Here is a 13709-nt window from a genome sequence, read left to right as displayed (position 1 = left end):
ATCGCTAACCCAGATACCCGGTCTGGTTGACCAGCCGGACCGACGAAGCCCCGTCGGGGTAGAACTCCGCGATGCTCAGCGACGCCAGATCCAGATGGAGCCGGTAGAGAATGCCCGGCCCGGCGTCGAGCGCTTCGCGCAGCAGCATTTTGATCGGGGTCACGTGCGACACCACCAACACCGTGCTGCCGCCGTATTCGGCGACGATGCGATCCCGCGCCCGCGAGACCCGCTTGTCGACGTCATCGAAACTCTCCCCGCCGGGCGGCTCGGTGCTGGTGTCGCGCAGCCAACGCCGGTGCAGTTCGGGGTCCTGCTCGGACGCCTCGGAGAACGTGAGCCCTTCCCATCCACCGAAATCCGTTTCGATCAGGTCGTCGTCGACCACGACGTCGAGGCCCAGGCGTTTGGCGGAGGCGGTCGCCGTGTCGTGACAGCGCTGCAACGGTGAACTGATCACCGCCGCGACCCCGCCGCGCGACCCGACATACCTCGCGGCCGCGTCGGCCTGCTGGCGCCCCAGCGTGGTCAGCGGCGGATTGCCGCGTCCCGAATATCGCCGCTGCACCGACAATTCGGTCTGTCCGTGCCGCAGCAACAGCAGCCGGGTGGCGGCTCCGCGAGCGCCGGTCCATCCTGGCGCCGCCGCTGTCTCGGCCGCAGGTACATCGGTCTGCGCCGACATTTCCGCAGCGGCGTCCATGGCCTCGTTGGCCAACCGGTCGGCGTGGGAGTTCTCGGCCCGCGGGATCCACGTGTAGCTGACCCGGTCGAATCGCGAAGCCAGCGATCGTGCTTGGGCGTTCAGCTCGGCCAGGTCCGGATGCTTGACCTTCCACCGTCCCGACATCTGCTCGATGACCAGCTTGGAATCCATCGACACCGCGACCTCGGTCGCATGCAGATTGGCCGCCTCTTCCAAACCCGCTATCAGGCCGCGGTATTCGGCAACGTTGTTGGTCGCCTGTCCGATTGCCTGTTTGGCTTCGGCCAGCACGATCGACCGGTCCGCACTCCACACCACCGACCCGTAGCCGGCCGGTCCAGGGTTGCCGCGCGATCCCCCGTCGGCCTCGACAACGACCTTCACCGGTTTATCCCCTTGAACCGCAACATGATTGCGCTGCATTCGGGGCAGCGCAGCACTGCGTCTTCCGGGGCCGCAGAGATTCGGGCCAGCTCGCCGCGGTCGATCTCGATGCGGCATGCCCCGCAACGGCCACCCTGCATCAACGCCGCCCCGGGACCGCCGTTGGCCCGTTGTCGTTCGTAGAGCGCGAGCAGGTCGGGAGCCAGCGCGGCGGTGAGCTCGTCGCGTCGCGACGCGTGGACGCGGCGATGGTGATCGATGTCGGCAAGTGTGGTGTCGATCGCCTGTTGCACGGCGGACAGGTCGGCTTGCAGCCCCTCGATGACGGCCTCTTCCGCGGCCCGCTGGGTCTGCAGCTGCTCGCGACGCTCCATCACCTCCAGCAGCGAATCCTCCAGGCTGGACTGGCGACGCTGCAGCGTCTCCAACTCGTGTTGCAAGTCCGACAGTTGCTTGGCATCCGCGACGGACTGCAGCAGCGCGCGGTCCCGGTCTTCGCGTTGGCGGACGCCGTCGATCTCCGACTCGAAACGCGACACCTGAGTGTCCAAGTCTTCCAACGCAATCTGCAACGCGCCCAGCCGGTCGCTGGCAGCCACCTGTTCGGTACGAATCCGCTCGGCGTCGGCGCGCTCGGGCAAATGACCGGCGCGGTGGTCCATCTTGGCCAGCTCGGCGTCCAGCTCGGCGATTTCCAGCAGCGACCGCTGTTGTGCGACTTCGGCTTTCATGCGTCCTCTCCCACGCCGGTGTTGTCGACGTTCCAGGGGTCGGTGCGAATGCGGCACACGTCGACCGACAATCCGGAGCCGAATGCCGACCGCAGCACGTCGGCCGCCTGTTCGCACCACGGGAATTCGCTGGCCCAGTGGGCGACGTCGATCAGCGCAACGTCGGACGCACGGCGATGCTCGTCAGCGGGGTGATGGCGCAGGTCCGCCGTCACATACGCGTGCACGTCGGCCGCGGCGACGGCGCCCAGCAGCGAATCGCCCGCGCCGCCGCACACCGCGACGCGCGATACTGTCGTGTCCGGATCGCCCGCCGCCCGCACCCCCCACGATGTCTGCGGCAGGCCCGTCCGGACCCGGGAGACGAAGGCGCTCAACGACTCTGGCTGTGGTAGCGACCCGATCCGCCCCAGCCCGACATCGCCGGGCAGCGGCGCTAGCGCGATGACGTCGAAGGCCGGCTCCTCGTACGGGTGCGCGGCACGCATCGCCGTCAACACCTGCCGTCGTAGCCGAGAGGGTGCGACGGCTTCGACCCGATCCTCGACCACCCGTTCCACCGCGCCGACGCTGCCGATCGCCGGGTTTGCGCCGTCGTGCGGCAGGAACTGCCCTGTGCCCGTCACGCTCCAACCGCAGTGCGAGTAGTCACCGATCTGGCCGGCGCCGGCCGCAAAGATGGCCTCCCGCAGTGCATCCGAATTCTCCACCGGAACGAAAATCACCCACTTGTCGAGATCATGATGAGCCGGCGCGGGCTCCAGGACCGCCTCGACGGTCAATCCGAGCGCGGCCGCCAACGCATCCGAGACGCCCGGGGACGCGGCGTCTGCGTTGGTGTGTGCGGTGAACAACGAACGGCCAGAGCGGATCAGCCGGTGAATCAACGCACCCTTCGCGGTACTGGCGGCCACGGTGTCCACTCCCCGCAGCAGCAACGGATGGTGGGCCAGCAGCAGGCCGCCGTCGGGAACCGCATCGACCACCTCGGCCGTGGCATCCACCGCGACGGTCACCGAGCTCAGCGCGTCGTCGGGGTCGCCACAGACCAGGCCGACCGAATCCCAGGACTGGGCCAACCCGGGCGGATACGCCGCATTCAGCGCCTCGACGACCGCGCCGAGTCGAACCGTCATCGCCCCACCCCGCTGTCCACGATCGCCTCGACCAGCAGCGGCCACTCAGCCCGCACCGCGGCGCGCAGGTAGCGGCCACCGTCAAGGCCGACGAACGTGTCGCAGCGGCGAACAGCAATTCCTTTGGCGTGCAAGTGCTTTCGCAGCAGCGACGCGTCAGCGACGGTGAACAACACGAACGGCGCGTCGCCGTCGACTGTCTCGATGCCGGCCGAGCGTAAGCCCGCCACCATAGCGGCGCGCATCGCCGTCAGCCGACGGGCGCCCGCCTCTGCCTCGGCGACCGCCTCGGGCGCACAACATGCCGCGATCGCGGTCAACTGCAGGCTGCCGATCGGCCAGTGCGTGCGGGTCGCGGTCAGCCGCGTCAGCACATCCGGCGCGCCTAGCGCGTAACCCACCCGCAGCCCGGCCAGCGACCACGTCTTGGTCAGGCTGCGCAGCACCAGCACATCCGGCAGTGACTCGCCGGCCAGCGATTCCGGCTCCCGTGGGATCGCGTCGGCGAAGGCCTCGTCGACCACCACGATGCGCCCGGGGCGCCGCAGCGACCGGATCTGCTCGCGGGTGTGCAGCACCCCGGTCGGGTTGGTCGGGTTGCCGACCACGACGAGGTCGGCCTCGTCGGGCACCCGCGTGCCGGCGAGGCCGAACGGCGGGTCGAGCACCACGTGCTGGACCGCGACGCCCGCCGACCGCAGCGCGGCGTCCGGCTCGGTGAAGGACGGCGCGATCAGCGCCGCCAGCGTCGGCCGCAGGTTGGCCAGCAGGGCGAATCCTTCGGCGGCTCCGGACAGCAGCGCGACCTCGTCGACGGCGCGGCCGTGCCGGGTGGCGACGGCCGAACGAGCCGCGCGCTCGTCGTCGGCTCCCGGGTATCGCCCCAGGTCGGGTAGGCGGGCGGCCAGCCGGTCCGTCAGCCAGGTAGGTGGCTGGGCATGGCGGATGTTGACGGCGAAGTCGAGCATGCCGGGTTCGGCGGCCTGATCGCCGTGATAGCGCGCCGCAGTGAGCGGAAACGACACGCTCGACTCCAGATTCGCCACATCTGAGACAGTAACGACCGCGCGACGCGGCCGGGTACGGGGACATGGACAATGGGAACGTGACAGGCACGGTCCCGGCAGATTTGGTGATCTTCGACCTCGACGGCACATTGACCGACTCCGCGGAGGGCATCGTGTCCAGCTTCCGCCACGCGCTCGGCGAAATCGGTGCCGCCGTACCCGACGGCGACCTGGCCAGCCAGATCGTCGGACCGCCGATGCTCCGCACATTCGAGGCCTTGAATCTGGGCGAGCACGCCGAGGCCGCAATCGCCGCTTACTACGCCGACTACACCACCCGCGGCTGGGCCATCAACAGCCTCTTCGACGGCATCGGCGCGCTGCTGGCCGACCTGCGGGACGCCGGGGTACGTCTCGCGGTGGCCACCTCGAAGGCCGAGCCCACCGCACAGCGCATCCTGGCCCACTTCGGTCTCGACGAACACTTCGATGTGATCGCCGGCGCCAGTGTCGACGGCACCCGCGCCGCCAAAGCAGACGTGCTCGCGCACGCGTTGGCGCAACTGCAGCCGCTGCCCGAGCGGGTGCTGATGGTGGGCGATCGCCGCCACGACGTCGAAGGTGCCGCAGCGCACGGCATCGACGCAGTGGTCGTCGGCTGGGGTTACGGCCAGTCCGATTTCGCCGACGGACCCAGCGGCGCGGTGCACGTCGCCACGATCGACGAACTGCGGAAGGCCTTGGGTGTCTGATTCGAAACTGCACATCACCTTCGTGTGCACCGGCAACATCTGTCGATCGCCCATGGCGGAGAAGATGTTTGCCCACCAGATCACCGAGCGCGGCCTGGACGACGCCGTGCGGGTCACCAGCGCGGGCACCGCGGGCTGGCACGTCGGCAAGTCGGCCGACGAGCGAGCCAACCGGGTGCTGCGCGCGCACGGCTACCCCACCGATCACAGCGCGGCGCAGGTCGACATCGACCACATCAACGCCGATCTGGTGATCGCGCTGGCCCGCAACCACGTGCCGCTTCTTCAACAACTCGGGGTCGACGCCGATCGGATCCGGATGCTGCGGTCGTTCGACCCCCGCTCGGGGGCATTCGTTCTCGACGTCGACGACCCCTACTACGGCGACAACCACGACTTCGAAGTCACCTTCGCCGCCATCGAGGCGTCGCTACCCGGACTGCACACCTGGGTCGACGAGCGGCTCGCCAAGGACGGGCGCGGCTGATGCGCAGGCTGGCCTTCCTGCTGCGCCCTGGCTGGATTGCGCTGGCCATCGTGGTGATCGCGTTCACCTACTTGTGCTTCAGCGTGCTCGCGCCGTGGCAGCTGGGGAAGAACACCAAGACGTCGCGGGAAAACGACCAGATTCAGCATTCGCTGACCTCTGAGCCGGTACCGTTGAAAACCCTGTTACCACAACAGGATTCATCGGCCCCCGACGGGCAATGGCGCCGCGTGACGGCGACTGGACACTATCTTCCGGACAAGCAGGTGGTGGCGCGGCTGCGGGTCGCCGAGGGTGACCAGGCGATGGAAGTGCTGGCGCCGTTCGTGGTCGACGGCGGCCCGACCGTGCTGGTCGACCGCGGCTATGTGCGGCCGTTGCCCGGCTCGCGGGTGCCACCGATCCCTCTACCACCCGGCGGCGCGGTGACCATTACGGCGCGCCTGCGGGATTCCGAAGGTCCGGTGCTGGACAAAAAGTCGTTCACCCACGACGGTGTGCGCCAGGTGTATTCGATCAACACCAGCCAGATCGCGACGCTGATCGACACCCCGCTGACCGGCTCGTATCTTCAGCTGGTCGACAACCAACCCGGCGGACTGGGCGTCATCGCCCTGCCTCACCTGGACGCGGGCCCCTTCTTGTCCTACGGCATCCAGTGGATCACCTTCGGCGTGATCGCGCCGATTCTGTTGGGCTACTTCGTGTATGCCGAGGTGCAGGCCCGTCGGGCCGAAAAGGCGCACGGCACCAAGCCCGCGGAGACGCCGACCCCGGCGACCGTGCAAGACAAACTCACCGACCGCTACGGACGGCGACGCTGAGACATACCAACACGGCGGCGGCGGCCTGCACCGTCCGCGAAAGCCGCACGGCGCGTTGCACATCGGCAAGCGTCGGCGGCGAACCGTCGCCGAGAGCCGGGCGGATCTGTAGCTCGTAGTGATACTGGGTCGGGCCGCCGAGCTGGACGCCCAACGCGCCGGCGAAAGTCGCTTCGACCACGCCGGCGTTCGGGCTTGGGTGGCGCCCGGCGTCGCGGCGCCACGCCCGCACCGCCCGCACCGGCGAGCCGCCCACCACCGGTGCGCAGACGGCCGCTAGAACCGCTGTCAGCCGGGCCGCGACGTAATTGGCTGTATCGTCCAATCGTGCTGCGGCCCAACCGAATAGAACATAGCGTGGTGACCGGTGTCCGACCATGGCGTCCAGCGTGTTGATAGCTCGGTATCCGAGGACGCCGGGCACGCCGGCCGCGGTCGCCCACAGCAGCGGCGCTACCTGCGCGTCGGCGGTGTTCTCGGCCAACGACTCCACCGTCGCCCGGGTCAGCCCCGCGGCATCCAGCGTCTCCGGGTCGCGTCCACACAGCGACGGCAGCAGCCGGCGGGCGCCGTCCAGGTCATCGTCGCCCAGCAACTCGCCCATCGCTGATCCGATGCGCGCCAGCGATGTTCCGCCGAGCGCGACCCAGGTCGACATCGCGGTCAGTATCACCGACGCGAACGCTCCGCGGCGGTGGGCCCGCCGCTCGATTGCGACACCGAGCAGGCTCACGGCACCGACGAGCAGGGCCACGTAGCCCGCGCCGGCGGCCCGGCTATCGCGGTAGGTGACGCGCTCGAGCGCGCTTGCCGCAGCGCCGAATCCAGCCACCGGGTGACCCGCCCGTGGGTCGCCCAGCACGAGGTCGGCCACGTATCCCAGCAGCACACCGACAACCCGGTTCTGCCGCATGGTGCCAAACACTCCGGCAGCGTCTCACACGTGGTCTACTCGGCTGATGGAGCCCGGCTACCGATGAAGCGACAGCTGACCCGCATCGCTGACCTGCTGAATCCGGCGGCAGTACTGCTTCCGGCGGCCAATGTGATCATGCAGCTGTCCTTGCCGGGGGTTGGCTACGGCGTGCTGGAGAGCCCGGTCGAGAGCGGCAACGTCTACAAGCATCCGTTCAAACGGGCCCGGACCACCGGAACGTATCTGGCCGTAGCGGCGATCGGCACCGAATCTGACCGCGCGCTGATCCGCGCCGCGGTCGACACCGTGCACCGCAAGGTCCGTTCGACGTCGTCGAGTCCGGTGTCCTACAACGCCTTCGATCCCACGCTTCAGCTGTGGGTGGCGGCGTGCCTGTACCGCTACTTCGTCGACCAGCATGAGTACCTGTACGGCCCGCTGGACGCCGCGACCGCCGATGCGGTCTATCGGGACGCCCGCCGCTTGGGCACCACGCTCCAGGTACGCGAATCTATGTGGCCACCGGACCGGGTCGCGTTCGACGACTACTGGAAGCGGTCGCTGGAAGATCTGCGCATCGATCCCCCGGTCCGCGAGCATCTGCGTGGGGTCGCGATGATGGCGTTTCTGCCCTGGCCATTGCGCGCGCTCGTCGGGCCGTTCAATCTGTTTGCGACGACGGGCTTTCTGCCCCCGGAGTTCCGCACTTTGATGCAGTTGGGTTGGTCAGAATCCCAGCAGCGTCGCTTTGAGTGGTTGATTGCTGCCCTGCGGTTGGCCGACCACCTGATTCCACACCAAGCGTGGGTTTTCGGCTATCGGCTCTACCTTTGGGATATGCGCTTTCGCGCCCGCCGAGGATGGCGGGTGGTGTGAGTCCTAGCCGAAGACGGTGAGGGCGACCATGCCGATCACGCCCACGATGGCCAGCCAGAACCACGGCTGCAGGAAGATCGGGCCGGTGTTGGCGTCGAAGTCCTTGGGCAGAACGTCGGAGTCTTTGCGCTCGGAAGCCAGCTGCGAAGTCATGTAGCAAGCTTGCCTAATTAGAGTGCCGAAGTAAATGTGGCGCTCGCCACCCTCGGACAAACGATGAGACGTACGTCACACTTGAAAGGCCCTCACGCGCGCCCGCCGAGGGTACTTGGCCAGAAGGAGATCCCAGTCATGGCTTTTCCGGCACTCAATCACGTCGCGGTGACCGTGCGCGACATGGCGGTCAGCGGCCCCTGGTACCGCCGGCTGTTCGACGCCGACCCTGTGCTCGACGAGCACACGGACGCCGGATTCCGGCACCTGGTGTGGGCCCTCGAGGGCGGGACATTGCTCGGCATTCACCAACACGAGCATCCGGCACCCGACGAGCGGTTCAGCGAGTTCCGGGTCGGCCTCGACCATGTCGGTTTCGGCTGCGCCAGCCGGGCCGACCTCGAAACCTGGATGGAGCGGCTCAACGAGCTCCATATCCAGCACGGCGGAATCGTCGACGCGCCCTACGGTTCGGGTCTGAGTTTCCGCGACCCGGACGGCGTTGCGCTGGAGTTCTTCGCACCTCCGGGGTGACCGAAAAGGACGCCCCACCGGGCGCGCGGATGTGCCAGCATAAACGGATGAGCGCGCGGAAGATCGCCCACTTGGCGGGCGCCGTGATAGTGACGACCATGCTGGCGCCGCTCGGCGCACCAACGCTGTCCGCGACCGCGTCCGCGGCGCCCTGCCCCGACATCGACGTGACGTTCGCACGCGCCACCGGCGAGCCGCCCGGCGTCGGCGTGGTCGGCCAGGAATTCGTCGATGCGCTGCGCACGCACGTCGGTGGCCGATCCATCGCGGTCTACCCGGTCAACTACCCCGCCACCTACGATTTCGTCCCGTCCGTCAACGCGGGCACCGACGATGCGAATGCTCACGTCATGTCGATGGCCGCCAGCTGTCCCAGCACCAAACTGGTGCTCGGCGGATACTCCCAGGGTTCGATGGTGATCGACCAAGTCACTATCGCCCAGTTTCCGATCGCTGGATTCGAGCCCAAAACGGTGCCGGAAGATGTAGCGAATCACGTTGCAGCCCTTGCCTTTTTCGGGAATCCGGCCGACCGGTACCTGCGACAGTCGGTGTCGACGGCCAGCCCGTGGTACGGCGCCAAGACCATCGACCTGTGCGCGCCCGGCGACACGATCTGCGCCACCGACGCGGGCATGTCGATCCCCACGCCCGAGGAGATGAACTCCCCCGCGCATCTCTCCTACCCGCATTCGGGAATGCCGGCTCAGGCGGCAGGTTTCGTCGCAAGTCGCGTCTAGCCGTGCGCGCGGTCGTCATCACCAAGCACGGTCCCCCGTCGGTGCTACAGGTACAGGATCGCCCCGACCCCGGGCCGCCCGCCGCCGGGCAGGTGCGGATCGCGGTGCGCGCGGCCGGCGTGAACTTCGCCGACCATCTTGCGCGCGTCGGCCTCTACCCCGACGCGCCCAAAGTCCCCAGCGTTGTCGGTTACGAGGTGGCCGGCATCATCGAGGCGGTCGGCGACGGCGTCGATTCCACCCGGGTCGGTCAGCGGGTGCTGGCCGGAACCAGATTCGGCGGCTACGCCGAGATCGTCAACACAGCCGCGAACGACACTGTGCCGCTTCCGGATTCGATGAGCTTCGAGCAGGGCGCAGCGGTGCCGGTCAACTACGCGACGGCGTGGGCGGCGCTTCTCGGCTATGGCTCGTTGCGCGCCGGCGAGCAGGTGCTGGTGCATGCCGCGGCCGGCGGGGTCGGCATCGCAGCAATTCAGCTCGCCAAGGCGGCAGGGGCGATCGTCCACGGCACCGCGTCCCCGGGCAAGCACGCTCAGCTTTCGGTCCTCGGCGTCGTCAAGGCCATCGACTATCGCCGCGACGGCTGGTGGAAAGGCCTCGGCCCCTACGACATGGTTCTCGACGGGCTCGGCGGCACGTCGCTCAAGCGATCGTTCAATCTGCTGCGTCCCGGCGGACGCCTTGTCGCATACGGGCTTTCGGCGCTGCAGCAGGGCGAGAAGCGGTCGCTGCTACGGGCGGCTCCGCAGGCGCTGGCCATGCTGCGCGGCCTGAGCCTGATCTCGCAGATCAGCGACTCCAAGACGGTGGTCGGCATCAACATGCTGCGGCTCTGGGACGACCGCGGGACCCTAGAGCCGTGGATCGGCCCGCTCTCGGCGGCGCTGTCGGACGGCACGGCATCTCCGGTCGTACACGCGGCGGTGCCGTTCGCCGACGCGCCCGAGGCACACCGGATTCTCGCCGCGCGAGAGAACGTCGGCAAAGTCGTGCTGGTCCCCTAAGCCGGGATCCTGGCATTTGGCGCCGTTTGCAAACCGTGGCTAGCGGGCATCCCGACCAGTCATAGACATGAATTCACAATCACTTGGGCAGCCCGCACCGACCGCGACAGGCGAAACTGCGCCGAACGTCGTTCAACTCTCCGATGCCGCCCGGACCCGGCGGTCGCGACCCGGGTACGGCCGTGCCGGTAGGGCTCTGATGTTGACGGACACCGAGATTGATCGCGTCGTGCACCGGTTTCTGAACTCTCCCTACTGCAGCGACGACTACGCCGTCTGGCCGTTCGAACGGCGCCTGGAAGGCTTCCTCAAGCATGGCGGTTTGGCCAACCTCGCGGACAACGGCGACGCTTTCGCGATGATCGGCGAACGGGTCATGACATACATCAGTCGCCAACGCCCGCGCGGCCGCGGCTAACGTCAGCGCTTCGTCAGCTCGAAAACCCGAATGTCGCGGTCGGTTCGGTCTCGGTACGCGGTGTAGTTGCTGGCGTAGTCGGCGAAACTTTGGTAAATGCGCTCACTCTCGGGTCCGGTCAACCGCCGGGCGACAACGGGGATCTCGTGTCCGCCCATCGTCACCCATGCGTTGGGATCCGCCAGCAAGTTCGACGACCAAGCCGGATGACGGCTCTGCCCGAAGTTGCTGCCCACCAGGAACAACCGGTCGCCCTCACGCAAATAGGTCAGCGGTATCTCGCGCCGCTGCCCCGTTTTGCTACCGGTGGTCGTGAGCAGCAGTAGCGGCACACCGACCGGACCGAAGATCGTGAAGCGGCCGCGGCTTCGCCGCAGGAGTCGGTGATCCAGCGGCGTCAACTTGCGAACACACCAGGCGCCCACCCTCGAACCGAGAACGGCGGTGATTGGTCGCAACACCAGCCGTCCGGGGTTGCGACCCCACCGGACATCGGGAAACACGTCTTCGCTCATAGCGCGGACTATTCACCACGCCCGAGACCTGTGAGCGACGTTCGGCAGATTCGCCGTTAGGCGCGCCTAAATGGCGTCGAGGCGATGGCCCACCCGGGCAAGGGCCTCGTCGAAGGCCTCCACCTTCTCGCCCCGTCGCTCGTTGGCCGGCTGCGCGGCGCCGCGAGCGCCCTCCGCCTCCACGCGGGCCGCACCCTGGCGCTTCAGCAGGCTGAAGTTCTTCTCGCGGGCGGCCCGCAGACGAGTCTGCAGCTCCTTGAGCTGCTTCTCATCCATGCGCTCCAGCGCTTCGGGATGGCTCTCGCCGATCAACGAGTTTTCCTGCGGCGTCAGGTTCACGTGGTGGTTGCTCACCATTGATTTGTAGCCCGGCCTGGGCGCAGCGGCGCGACGAATCTCGGGACGTCACGGCAGGGCCATCTCGAGTTCACGTTGTCAGCGAGGACCGCGATTTGCGCTCGTTGCCCCATGCACTAATTTTCCAGAGGTGACGTTCTCCGCTGCCCGTGCAGTCGTGCGATGGATCTCTCCCCTTCTCAGTGTGGCCGCCATTGTCGCCACGGGCGTCGTAGCCGATCCACCACCGACCCCTCGCGCGCCGACGGTGCGCTTGGCCGATGCAGCCAACCCGCTGGCCGGTGCCCCCTTCTACGTCAACCCCACCTCGGCGGCAATGCGCGCCGCGCAACATGCCGATCCGCCGAGCCCCGAACTGACCGCGGTCGCCAACACGCCCCAGGCGTACTGGATCGTCCCCGGCTCGTCGGCGTCGACGGTCGCGAAGTACACCGGCGACGCGGCGGCCGCCGGCGCCATTCCGGTCTTGACGATTTACGGAATCCCGCACCGCGACTGTGGCAATTTCGCCGCCGGCGGCATGGGATCGGCCGAGGCATACCGCGGTTGGATCGACACAATCGCATCCCAAGTGGGCGGGTCGAAGGCGGCGATCATCGTCGAACCCGACGCCCTCGCGATGGCCGACTGCCTATCCGGTGGCCAACGCGAAGAACGTTACGACCTGGTCCGCTACGCCGTCGACACGCTGACTCGCAATCCGGCCGCGGCCGTGTACGTCGATGGCGGCCACCTGAAGTGGCACAGCGCCGCGGACATGGCCGACAGGCTCAACAAAGCCGGTGTCGGCCACGCGCGGGGCTTCAGCTTGAATGTCGCGAACTTCTTCACCACCGAAGACGAAATCGGTTACGGCGAAGCGATTTCGGGGCTCACCAACGGATCGCACTACGTGATCGACACGTCGCGTAACGGCGCCGGGCCCGCGCCCGCATCCAAACTCGACTGGTGCAATCCCGACGGCCGGGCACTCGGCACACCGCCGACCGCGGCCACCGCTGGCGCCCACGCCGACGCCTACTTGTGGATCAAGCGTCCCGGTGAATCCGACGGGTCATGCGACAAGGGTGATCCGCCGGCCGGGACGTTCGTGAATCAGTACGCCATCGACTTGGCTCGCCGCGGCGGTCCGGTCGACTTGGCTCGCGCGGGCCACTAGCCCGAAAACGACTGGAGGACAACGAATGTTCGCCGCCCTGAAAGCAGCCGGTATTGCTTCGACCGTGGCCTTGGCCTTGGTGCTGGGCGCGGTTCCCGCGCTGGCGGATCCGCCGCCCGACGATCCAGGGGCGGGCCAGAATCCGGGCCCACCTCCGCCGCCTCCAGGCCCACCTCCGCCGAGGATCTTCCCCGCCAACGGAGCAACGGTGGGTGTGGCCCAGCCGATCATCATCAACTTTCCCGGGCTGGTCGACGATGCCGGGGCCACCGAGAACGCCGTCCACATCACGTCGAACCCACCGGTCGACGGCAAGTTCTACTGGATGAAGCCGACGCAGCTGCGCTGGCGCCCGTTGAGCTTCTGGCCCGCGCACACCACGGTGACCGTCGACGCGGGTGGCACAGTCTCCAGCTTCCAGACGGGTGACACCCTTCTCGCGACCGCTGACGACGCCACGCACCAGTTGACTGTCACCCGAAATGGGGCCGTGGAGAAGACGATTCCCATGTCGATGGGGATGGCATCCGGCGGCCATCAGACGCCGAACGGCACGTACTACGTCCAGGAGAAGATGCCGTCGGTCGTCATGGACTCCTCGACCTACGGTGTGCCGGTCAACTCGACGTACGGCTACAAGACCACGGTCGAACTGGCCGTCCGGTTCGACGACAGCGGCGACTTCGTGCACAGCGCTCCGTGGTCAGTCGACGACCAAGGCAAGCGCGACGTCAGCCACGGCTGCATCAACATCAGCCCGTCCAACGCGAAATGGTTCTTCGACAACTTCAACGCCGGAGATCCCATTGTGGTGACCCACACCAGCGGCGGCACCTACTCCAGGCACGACGGCTCCAACGACTGGCAGCTCTAAAGCCACACTGCACGAAGACTGGTGGGCGCGGACGGTATCGAACCGCCGACCGCTGGTGTGTAAAACCAGAGCTCTACCACTGAGCTACGCGCCCGTGCCGGGCAAAGATACCGTCCGATAGCCCCGGCCCCAA

The 13709-nt window shown here is 67.6% G+C and carries 18 protein-coding genes and 1 tRNA gene; 10 read left to right on the top strand and 9 right to left on the bottom strand.

Going from position 1 to position 13709, the window contains the following annotated elements; genetic code table 11:
* Positions 1 to 4: 4 nt before the first annotated feature.
* The 4 genes from A5658_RS11960 to cobC are packed head-to-tail and all read right to left on the bottom strand — an operon-like array spanning position 5 to position 4003.
* Positions 5 to 1090: a bifunctional RNase H/acid phosphatase gene (locus A5658_RS11960; RefSeq protein ID WP_067334607.1), complete on the bottom strand. Its 1086-nt coding sequence runs from the start codon at positions 1088 to 1090 to the stop codon at positions 5 to 7.
* The gene (locus A5658_RS11955; RefSeq protein ID WP_067334604.1) at positions 1087 to 1821 is read right to left on the bottom strand and encodes a zinc ribbon domain-containing protein; all 735 of its coding nucleotides are present in this window, start codon (positions 1819 to 1821) and stop codon (positions 1087 to 1089) included. Before A5658_RS11955 ends, A5658_RS11960 begins: the two co-directional genes overlap by 4 nt.
* Positions 1818 to 2957 (bottom strand): Nif3-like dinuclear metal center hexameric protein, encoded by a 1140-nt coding sequence (locus tag A5658_RS11950; protein ID WP_067334601.1) that lies wholly within the window; start codon positions 2955 to 2957, stop codon positions 1818 to 1820. The genes A5658_RS11955 and A5658_RS11950 overlap by 4 nt, the downstream gene beginning before the upstream one ends.
* Positions 2954 to 4003, bottom strand: a complete 1050-nt coding sequence (gene cobC / locus A5658_RS11945) for an Rv2231c family pyridoxal phosphate-dependent protein CobC (protein WP_231997291.1) — start codon at positions 4001 to 4003, stop codon at positions 2954 to 2956. The genes A5658_RS11950 and cobC overlap by 4 nt, the downstream gene beginning before the upstream one ends.
* Positions 4004 to 4062: 59 nt before the next feature.
* Here cobC and A5658_RS11940 point away from each other — a divergent pair, with 59 nt between their 5' ends.
* The 3 genes from A5658_RS11940 to A5658_RS11930 are packed head-to-tail and all read left to right on the top strand — an operon-like array spanning position 4063 to position 6027.
* Positions 4063 to 4716 carry an HAD-IA family hydrolase gene (locus A5658_RS11940; RefSeq protein WP_231997290.1) on the top strand — a complete coding sequence of 218 codons (654 nt, stop codon included), beginning with the start codon at positions 4063 to 4065 and terminating at the stop codon, positions 4714 to 4716.
* A complete protein-coding gene (locus A5658_RS11935) occupies positions 4709 to 5203 on the top strand; it encodes a low molecular weight protein-tyrosine-phosphatase (protein ID WP_067334594.1) in 495 nt (164 codons plus the stop codon). Before A5658_RS11940 ends, A5658_RS11935 begins: the two co-directional genes overlap by 8 nt.
* On the top strand, positions 5203 to 6027 hold the full coding sequence (locus A5658_RS11930; protein ID WP_067334590.1) for an SURF1 family protein: 825 nt from the start codon (positions 5203 to 5205) through the stop codon (positions 6025 to 6027). The genes A5658_RS11935 and A5658_RS11930 overlap by 1 nt, the downstream gene beginning before the upstream one ends.
* Here A5658_RS11930 and A5658_RS11925 read toward each other — a convergent pair.
* Complete coding sequence (locus A5658_RS11925) at positions 5999 to 6940, bottom strand: cobalamin biosynthesis protein (protein ID WP_067334653.1); 942 nt, start codon at positions 6938 to 6940, stop codon at positions 5999 to 6001. The two genes, A5658_RS11930 and A5658_RS11925, sit on opposite strands and share 29 nt — an antisense overlap.
* Before the next feature lie 63 nt (positions 6941 to 7003).
* Here A5658_RS11925 and A5658_RS11920 point away from each other — a divergent pair, with 63 nt between their 5' ends.
* Positions 7004 to 7819 (top strand): oxygenase MpaB family protein, encoded by an 816-nt coding sequence (locus tag A5658_RS11920; RefSeq protein WP_067334587.1) that lies wholly within the window; start codon positions 7004 to 7006, stop codon positions 7817 to 7819.
* 3 nt (positions 7820 to 7822) lie between these two features.
* Here the strand turns inward: A5658_RS11920 and A5658_RS28065 are convergent, their stop codons facing one another.
* Complete coding sequence (locus A5658_RS28065; RefSeq protein ID WP_156751402.1) at positions 7823 to 7972, bottom strand: hypothetical protein; 150 nt, start codon at positions 7970 to 7972, stop codon at positions 7823 to 7825.
* Positions 7973 to 8110: 138 nt separating this feature from the next.
* Between A5658_RS28065 and A5658_RS11915 the strand changes: the two genes are divergently transcribed.
* From A5658_RS11915 to A5658_RS11900, 4 genes are all read left to right on the top strand, one after another.
* Complete coding sequence (locus A5658_RS11915) at positions 8111 to 8506, top strand: VOC family protein (protein ID WP_067334583.1); 396 nt, start codon at positions 8111 to 8113, stop codon at positions 8504 to 8506.
* A 47-nt stretch (positions 8507 to 8553) separates the two neighbouring features.
* On the top strand, positions 8554 to 9246 hold the full coding sequence (locus A5658_RS11910; RefSeq protein WP_082993109.1) for a cutinase family protein: 693 nt from the start codon (positions 8554 to 8556) through the stop codon (positions 9244 to 9246).
* 2 nt (positions 9247 to 9248) lie between these two features.
* Entirely contained in the window at positions 9249 to 10253 is a 1005-nt protein-coding gene (locus A5658_RS11905; RefSeq protein WP_067334579.1) for a zinc-binding dehydrogenase, read from the top strand.
* Positions 10254 to 10455: 202 nt separating this feature from the next.
* On the top strand, positions 10456 to 10671 hold the full coding sequence (locus A5658_RS11900; protein WP_231997288.1) for a hypothetical protein: 216 nt from the start codon (positions 10456 to 10458) through the stop codon (positions 10669 to 10671).
* 2 nt (positions 10672 to 10673) lie between these two features.
* Here the strand turns inward: A5658_RS11900 and A5658_RS11895 are convergent, their stop codons facing one another.
* Entirely contained in the window at positions 10674 to 11186 is a 513-nt protein-coding gene (locus A5658_RS11895; RefSeq protein WP_067334573.1) for a nitroreductase/quinone reductase family protein, read from the bottom strand.
* A 66-nt stretch (positions 11187 to 11252) separates the two neighbouring features.
* Complete coding sequence (locus A5658_RS11890) at positions 11253 to 11543, bottom strand: hypothetical protein (protein ID WP_082993108.1); 291 nt, start codon at positions 11541 to 11543, stop codon at positions 11253 to 11255.
* A 130-nt stretch (positions 11544 to 11673) separates the two neighbouring features.
* Here A5658_RS11890 and A5658_RS11885 point away from each other — a divergent pair, with 130 nt between their 5' ends.
* Both A5658_RS11885 and A5658_RS11880 read left to right on the top strand, forming a co-directional pair.
* A complete protein-coding gene (locus tag A5658_RS11885) occupies positions 11674 to 12702 on the top strand; it encodes a glycoside hydrolase family 6 protein (RefSeq protein ID WP_067334570.1) in 1029 nt (342 codons plus the stop codon).
* A 25-nt stretch (positions 12703 to 12727) separates the two neighbouring features.
* The gene (locus A5658_RS11880) at positions 12728 to 13576 is read left to right on the top strand and encodes an Ig-like domain-containing protein (RefSeq protein WP_067334567.1); all 849 of its coding nucleotides are present in this window, start codon (positions 12728 to 12730) and stop codon (positions 13574 to 13576) included.
* Positions 13577 to 13595: 19 nt separating this feature from the next.
* Here the strand turns inward: A5658_RS11880 and A5658_RS11875 are convergent.
* Positions 13596 to 13670 (bottom strand) — tRNA-Val (locus A5658_RS11875).
* Between the last annotated feature and the right edge of the window lie 39 nt (positions 13671 to 13709).

Origin of the sequence: Mycobacterium sp. 1245111.1 (genome assembly GCF_001673405.1) — a bacterium.
In the GTDB taxonomy this organism is placed as follows: Bacteria; Actinomycetota; Actinomycetes; order Mycobacteriales; family Mycobacteriaceae; genus Mycobacterium.
Note: the sequence above shows the minus strand (reverse complement) of the source record. Positions and strands in the feature narration are given on the sequence as shown.

Bases quoted from the DNA above. Each gene is read 5' to 3' on its own strand.
- A5658_RS11915 (WP_067334583.1), top strand. From the start codon at position 8,111: ATGGCTTTTCCGGCACTCAATCACGTCGCGGTGACCGTGCGCGACATG.
- A5658_RS11955 (WP_067334604.1), bottom strand. From the start codon at position 1,821: ATGAAAGCCGAAGTCGCACAACAGCGGTCGCTGCTGGAAATCGCCGAG.
- A5658_RS11895 (WP_067334573.1), bottom strand. From the start codon at position 11,186: ATGAGCGAAGACGTGTTTCCCGATGTCCGGTGGGGTCGCAACCCCGGA.
- A5658_RS11925 (WP_067334653.1), bottom strand. From the start codon at position 6,940: ATGCGGCAGAACCGGGTTGTCGGTGTGCTGCTGGGATACGTGGCCGAC.
- A5658_RS11880 (WP_067334567.1), top strand. From the start codon at position 12,728: ATGTTCGCCGCCCTGAAAGCAGCCGGTATTGCTTCGACCGTGGCCTTG.
- A5658_RS11890 (WP_082993108.1), bottom strand. From the start codon at position 11,543: ATGGTGAGCAACCACCACGTGAACCTGACGCCGCAGGAAAACTCGTTG.
- A5658_RS11950 (WP_067334601.1), bottom strand. From the start codon at position 2,957: ATGACGGTTCGACTCGGCGCGGTCGTCGAGGCGCTGAATGCGGCGTAT.
- A5658_RS11930 (WP_067334590.1), top strand. From the start codon at position 5,203: ATGCGCAGGCTGGCCTTCCTGCTGCGCCCTGGCTGGATTGCGCTGGCC.
- A5658_RS28065 (WP_156751402.1), bottom strand. From the start codon at position 7,972: ATGACTTCGCAGCTGGCTTCCGAGCGCAAAGACTCCGACGTTCTGCCC.
- A5658_RS11920 (WP_067334587.1), top strand. From the start codon at position 7,004: ATGAAGCGACAGCTGACCCGCATCGCTGACCTGCTGAATCCGGCGGCA.
- A5658_RS11910 (WP_082993109.1), top strand. From the start codon at position 8,554: ATGAGCGCGCGGAAGATCGCCCACTTGGCGGGCGCCGTGATAGTGACG.